This window comes from Phormidium sp. CCY1219 (assembly GCF_035615515.1).
Taxonomy (GTDB): Bacteria; Cyanobacteriota; Cyanobacteriia; order Cyanobacteriales; family Laspinemataceae; genus CCY1219.
Genome location: NZ_JAJENT010000481.1, coordinates 1 through 5,631 on the forward strand (window position 1 = coordinate 1; position 5,631 = coordinate 5,631).

The 5,631-nt window shown below is 53.0% G+C and carries 6 protein-coding genes; 2 read left to right on the forward strand and 4 right to left on the reverse strand.

Going from position 1 to position 5,631, the window contains the following annotated elements:
* Positions 1-105: 105 nt before the first annotated feature.
* The 3 genes from LKK83_RS12325 to LKK83_RS12335 all read right to left on the reverse strand — a co-directional run bounded on the left by LKK83_RS12325 (position 106) and on the right by LKK83_RS12335 (position 3,807).
* A complete protein-coding gene (locus LKK83_RS12325; protein WP_324631438.1) occupies positions 106-2,655 on the reverse strand; it encodes a BamA/TamA family outer membrane protein in 2,550 nt (849 codons plus the stop codon).
* 132 nt (positions 2,656-2,787) lie between these two features.
* Positions 2,788-3,519 (reverse strand): phosphoribosylaminoimidazolesuccinocarboxamide synthase, encoded by a 732-nt coding sequence (gene purC / locus LKK83_RS12330; RefSeq protein WP_324631439.1) that lies wholly within the window; start codon positions 3,517-3,519, stop codon positions 2,788-2,790.
* A 78-nt stretch (positions 3,520-3,597) separates the two neighbouring features.
* Positions 3,598-3,807 carry a hypothetical protein gene (locus LKK83_RS12335; RefSeq protein WP_324631440.1) on the reverse strand — a complete coding sequence of 70 codons (210 nt, stop codon included), beginning with the start codon at positions 3,805-3,807 and terminating at the stop codon, positions 3,598-3,600.
* A 20-nt stretch (positions 3,808-3,827) separates the two neighbouring features.
* Between LKK83_RS12335 and folB the strand changes: the two genes are divergently transcribed.
* Both folB and folK read left to right on the forward strand, forming a co-directional pair.
* The gene (gene folB / locus LKK83_RS12340) at positions 3,828-4,199 is read left to right on the forward strand and encodes a dihydroneopterin aldolase (RefSeq protein ID WP_324631441.1); all 372 of its coding nucleotides are present in this window, start codon (positions 3,828-3,830) and stop codon (positions 4,197-4,199) included.
* 230 nt (positions 4,200-4,429) lie between these two features.
* The gene (gene folK / locus LKK83_RS12345) at positions 4,430-4,954 is read left to right on the forward strand and encodes a 2-amino-4-hydroxy-6-hydroxymethyldihydropteridine diphosphokinase (protein ID WP_324631442.1); all 525 of its coding nucleotides are present in this window, start codon (positions 4,430-4,432) and stop codon (positions 4,952-4,954) included.
* Positions 4,955-5,096: 142 nt separating this feature from the next.
* On the opposite strand, the gene LKK83_RS12350 is transcribed toward folK, so the two are convergent.
* Positions 5,097-5,555 carry a hypothetical protein gene (locus tag LKK83_RS12350; RefSeq protein ID WP_324631443.1) on the reverse strand — a complete coding sequence of 153 codons (459 nt, stop codon included), beginning with the start codon at positions 5,553-5,555 and terminating at the stop codon, positions 5,097-5,099.
* Between the last annotated feature and the right edge of the window lie 76 nt (positions 5,556-5,631).

Genomic DNA, 5,631 nt, shown 5'->3' on the forward strand with positions numbered 1-5,631 from the left:
TTTAGGCTGGTCAGGTGGTTAGAAGTACAAGCCCCTGGCTTTAGACATGGGGTTGGTTTCTACGGAGTCCCTGACCGATTCTCTCAACTTTCAACCCTCAATTGGCTAGAATCGCTCCCCGAGACCAAAGTGGAAGCGAGTATTTCCTTCATCATTAATCGCGTAGTCCACTCGGATCGGGCCGATGGGGGACTGAACTCGCACCCCCACGCCGTACCCGAAACCACTGCCCGGTTTGTTCCGGACCTCTGCCGGTTCGCCGGGAACGTCTTGCCCGGTTCCCAGATCCGTGGCGGCATCGAAAAACAGCGCCCCGCCCACCACACTAAAAATCGGGAATCGATATTCTACGCTTCCTTGCAAGAAACTACGACCGGTGCCGAGTTCCCCTTCATCATAGCCGCGAACCGTGGTGGTGCCGCCCAGGGAAAAGGCTTCATACGGCGGCAAATCGCCAATCACCGTGCCGCCTTGGAAACTTAAAGCAATGGTTTGCGCCCCTTCGGAGAATTGAATCCAATCGATGGGAATGTAGTAGTTATAACTGCCGCGCAAGCGATTGTAGAAAATGCTGCCGAGTCCCACCGGAACCGTTTGTTCGCTGCTCAGGCGCAGCACACTGCCAGCGGTGGGTTGCAAACGAGAGTTGCGCCGATCGCGCACGGCACTGAATTGCAACCCGAGCAGATCGTCTTCCCCATCTCCGCTAAAGCTTAAATCGTTTCCGAGTTCGTCTTCTGCCTCGATATCGCCGTCGGAATCGCGAATGCTGACGCGCTGATATTTCAATCCTAACGACGCCCGCCAGTCATTTTCCAGGGGACGGGAAAAGGTGACGCCGCCGCCTAAGCGCAGAATCCGAGGGCGATCGCCATTGTCTAACTCCACTTCGGGATCCCCGCCATCAAAAATAAACGAAATCGATCGCCGTCGGAACAAATTCACCGTGTAAGAGGTGCGGTAGGGATCCCCGGCAATCCAAGGATCCGTAAAATTCACGTCGAATAAAAATTCCCGCTGACCCACCTGCACCTCGGCCCCGAGTTTCAGGTTGCGACCTAACAGGTTTTGCTCTTGCACGCTGACGGTCCCGAATAGTCCGGTGGCGGAACTAATCCCGGCCCCGGCGGCGATCGAGCCAGTGTTTTTCTCCAGCACGTTCACCACCACCACCACGTTGCGCGGGTTCTCTCCGGGGTTGAGGGAAATCTGCACGTCCTCAAAAATCCCCAATCCAAACACCCGCTGCAAGTCTCGTTCGATGACTTGCCGATTGAAAACTTCCCCTGGCTCTAAGTTGAGTTCGCGGGTGATGATGTATTCCTTGGTGCGTCCGGTAATCGGTTGCCCTTCGGCGTCTACGATTTCTCCTTCTTCATTGATAAAGCGGATTTCAATCTCTTCGACCACCCCTTCTGCCACTTCCAGGATGACGGTGCCATCTTCTTGCACCTGCGGGGTGTCGATGACTTGGGCCAAAACGTAGCCATTTTGCTGATACCACTCGTTTAATTCGCGGATGCCCCGCTGAAATTCTCTCAGGTTGAGAATTTCGCCGTATTGTTCGCCGAAGATGCGATCGACTTCGGCGGGGGGAAGCACTTGATTGCCCCGAATTTGCACCTCGCTCAGCACCGGGTTGGGTTCCACCACAAAGGTGACGCGCACGCCGAGAGGGGTATCTTCGGGTTCGGCGCGAACGTTGGAAAAATAACCGGTGGCAAAGATGGCGTTGATGTCTTGTTGCAGTTGGGAACGGGTGGTGGTGCGCCCGGGAGTTAAGGAGATGACGTCATATACGATGTCTTCGAGTTCTCCCGGCGCGCCGCTGACCACTACTTCCGCCACCAAGACTTCCGGTTCGGGTTGTTGGGGGGCGGGGGGTTCGATTTGGGGGAAGGTGGGTGGGGGTGTGGGCCGATCGCCTGGGTCTGGCGCGGGTTGGGGGGCGGGTGTGGGTTCCGCCGGTGGACTGTCTTCGGGAATCACCGGGCGGGTGTCTTCTTCCCTTGGCCGATCGCCCGGTTCGGGTTCGGCGGTGGGCGGTTGCTGCCCGAGAAAGTCTCTCTGGCTCAGTTGTGCCGCGATCGGATTGGTCGCTGCTTGATTCCAGGCGGCAATTCCCGGTTCGGGTAACGGTGGGGTGGTGAGAATCTCAGCGCCGGATTGTTGTTGGGCGCGGTTCGCGTGAGTGGGGATATCCTCCCCTTGCATCCCTTCTGGGTGCGTGACCTCCGGTTCTCGGAGGGCTGAATTTTCCCCTGGGATTGCCACGGCACTGATGGAGGGCAATTCTGTTTCTGAGAGGTCTGGGATGAGGGGGAAGTCCGGATTCTCGCTCTCGATTTCCCCATTGTTGGGGTCTGGTTCGGCGAACGGCCCGATTTCGGCAGTTTCGCTCACCCACTGGTCTAATGGGGGCGCTTCCCTGGCGAGGGCACACATCGCATCGTCGTCACAAGGGCGATCGCTTGCTTCCGCCGCTTCTGTGTGGGGAGTTCCAGTGTCTGCTGGGGTGGCTGTTGACTCTCCCGCCTCTAAAGGTCGATCGGGATTTGAGGACAAGTTGTCCGGGGTTTGTCCTCGGGTGGGGTTAGAAAAACTGAGGAGGGCTGAAGCCGCAACAACAGCCGACAAAACTGGAGATAAGCGCATTTTTTTTATCGTTTTGGGCAGTTTCACACAAGACCAGAAAAAGGATACAAGAGCTAGTCGCCGGAATTAGTAAATCCCCGCATTTTTTCCTCGGTTTTTTGCGGGGGTGATGTGAATGGTGGCGACTGTAGGTTAGGTGTTGAGTAGAGACTGCACCCTTTGAAGCACTTGCTGATAGGCATTTTCTACGGAACCTAAGTCTTGACGGAAGCGGTCTTTATCCAGGACTCGTGCCTTGGGATCCGTTTCCTCAGCGTCCCACAGTCGGCAAGTGTCGGGACTAATTTCGTCGGCGAGGATGAGGTTTCCATCCGCGTCTATGCCAAATTCGAGTTTAAAGTCCACCAGGGTAATGTGACACTCGCGGAAAAATTGGCAGAGAATTTCGTTGATTTGCAATGCCATTGTCCGGAGTCGCTCGAGTTGTTCTGGGGTGGCGAGTTCTAGGAGTAATAGGCGATCGCGGGTTAAAAGGGGGTCGTTGAGTTCGTCTTTTTTATAGAAGAATTCAACTAGGGGATGTTTCAATATGGTGCCTTGGGGAATGCCGGTTTGTTTGCACAAACTTCCGGCGGCGATATTTCTGATGACGACTTCTAAGGGGAGAATCTGCACCCGCCGCACTCGCATGTCGGTGGGAGAGGTTTGCTCGATAAAATGGGTGGGAATGCCTTTGGACGAGAGGAGTTTAAATAAGGCGGTGCCAATGGTGCAGTTAATTTCGCCTTTGCCTACGATGGTGCCTCGCTTCTGGGCGTTAAAGGCGGTGGCATCGTCTTTAAAGTGGGACAGCAAGACGTCGGGGTCTTGGGTGGTATAGAGGATTTTGGCTTTTCCTTCGTAGAGTTTTTCGGTTGCAGACATAAGTATTTCCGGTTGACGATGAATGCCCCTGCTGGCAAGGATGCCACAGGTGGCGCAACGGTCAGTCGCTCAATCATTTTATCCCTCTGGGGGGAGAACGATCGCCCAATCCCTGCGCTTCGGGGATGTAATGCTGTGGGCATGCGTGCCCGCCGATGGGACAAGGGTGGGGTAAGGTCCCCCGGTTTGAGGTAGGATAATTAAGGCGATCGCTGTCTCTGGTGAGTTGTAGCACCCCTGCTGTGCAATATCGGCAGGTAAAATGGCGATCGCGCTTGCATGAGACATCTGAACGAATTTGGGACAACATGGACGCGATTGAAATCACGGGTCTGCGCTATTACGGCTATACGGGTTACTTTGCTGAGGAACGATTTCTCGGTCAATGGTTTGAGGTGGATTTGACTCTGTGGGTGGATTTGTTGGCGGCGGGCAAGAGCGATCGCCTGGAAGATACTTTGGATTATCGCCAAGTGGTCGATCGGGTGCGCGAAACGATCGAATCTTCTAAGGTGAATACGATTGAATATTTGGCGGCGCAAATTGCTCGTTCGCTTTTGCAATGCGACGATCGCTTGGGTAAAATTCGCGTTCGATTGACAAAGGTTTCGCCGCCTATTCCGGATTTTCCGGGCAACATTGCGGTGGAAATTATCCGCGAAAAAGAGGATTCTTTTTAACGGGGGCATCGAGGAGGAATAGTGGCGATCGAATGGATTCTGTCGTGGTTCGGCGGGATACCCTGGCGTCCTGCCGCCCCGTTTGTATGGTAAGGTTGGAAAATGCTCTCTTGCGGCAATTTCTCCGAGCGGGTAGGTAGACACGCAAGCAATCTGCCCGGTTGAGCTGCATTGACTATCCCTACCTGAGTGAAAAATGAGCAATATTTGATAATTTTTGCGGGAGATTTATGGTGGATCGTTCGGAACAATCGGCGAGAACAAACAGCACTCTCAGTGGGATCGCCCTCGGGAGTAATTTGGGGGACTCCCTCGCTACTTTAGAAGATGCTCTCAATACTTTGGAGGCCCTTCCGGGGATTACGTTAAAAGCGCGATCGCGGTGGTACAAAACTGCACCCATCGGTCCGTCGCAGCCGGATTATTTGAATGGCTGCGCCCTGTTAGATGTAACCCTCTCGCCCCAAGAATTACTCGCCACTTTGCTCGCGGTTGAAAACCAGTTTGGTCGCGTTCGAGAAGAACGTTGGGGACCGAGAACTTTAGATTTAGATGTGATTTTATTTGGGGATTTAATCCTGGACTCCCCGGAATTGCAAATCCCTCATCCGCGCATGCGAGAAAGAGCTTTTGTGTTAGTCCCATTGGCAGAAATTGCCCCGGATTGGATCGAACCGGTTTCTCAATTGACGATTAGCGAATTGCTGCAAAAGGTGGATGCTTCTGGGGTTAAGTTAGGAGGCGATCGCCCCTAGTGGTGGGGGCGATCGCTTGAGAGCTAATCTGATACCCAAGTCCCGGCGCAAGCAAACGCAAGCTCTTCCTCAGTGGGGAAATTTTCATGCAAGCGTTTGTCCGCCGGATTGACTATCTTTCTTGCTTGTTAGTCGGTTGCCTTTACAGGAGACTGAGGGTCTCTAAAACCGCTCTAACTTTAGACACTTCATGGGTTCTCATAACGTCGGTTTTTCCTAATGCCGCAAATACTGCCGAGAAAACTTGGGCACTTCTGACCTCTTCTCCAAAAATCTCCAAGGCTGAGGGAACTTGATTGAAAACCGGAAACCCTAATTTTCTCAGTCGAAACGTATTTAAAAGGGTTTTGATTTGATATTCCATCCGATTCGATACATAGTCGTATTGAAAGTAGAAATTAGTGTATCCTAGTCCAACGGCTGGATCTATAAAAATTTTATTGACGCCAAGCTTTGTGGCTTTTTCTATTTCCCGAGCGAAATAATCGTAGACGGCAATTATTGGATCTTTCGCTGACTCGAAGTCAAATTCTCCCAGCTCTCTTGCGTGTTCTCCTTGTTGCAGGTAACAGATGATTATGGCAGCATCGAAATCAGCCACCACGAAAAAAAAGATGGAAGAATGGGAGCCGCGTTACTTTAGTACGCGGAGGAAGTTCGACTCAGGCGGTTTTAAC

Bases quoted from the DNA above. Each gene is read 5' to 3' on its own strand.
- LKK83_RS12325 (WP_324631438.1), bottom strand. From the start codon at position 2,655: ATGCGCTTATCTCCAGTTTTGTCGGCTGTTGTTGCGGCTTCAGCCCTC.
- purC (WP_324631439.1), bottom strand. From the start codon at position 3,519: ATGTCTGCAACCGAAAAACTCTACGAAGGAAAAGCCAAAATCCTCTAT.
- LKK83_RS12335 (WP_324631440.1), bottom strand. From the start codon at position 3,807: ATGTCTCATGCAAGCGCGATCGCCATTTTACCTGCCGATATTGCACAG.
- folB (WP_324631441.1), top strand. From the start codon at position 3,828: ATGGACGCGATTGAAATCACGGGTCTGCGCTATTACGGCTATACGGGT.
- folK (WP_324631442.1), top strand. From the start codon at position 4,430: ATGGTGGATCGTTCGGAACAATCGGCGAGAACAAACAGCACTCTCAGT.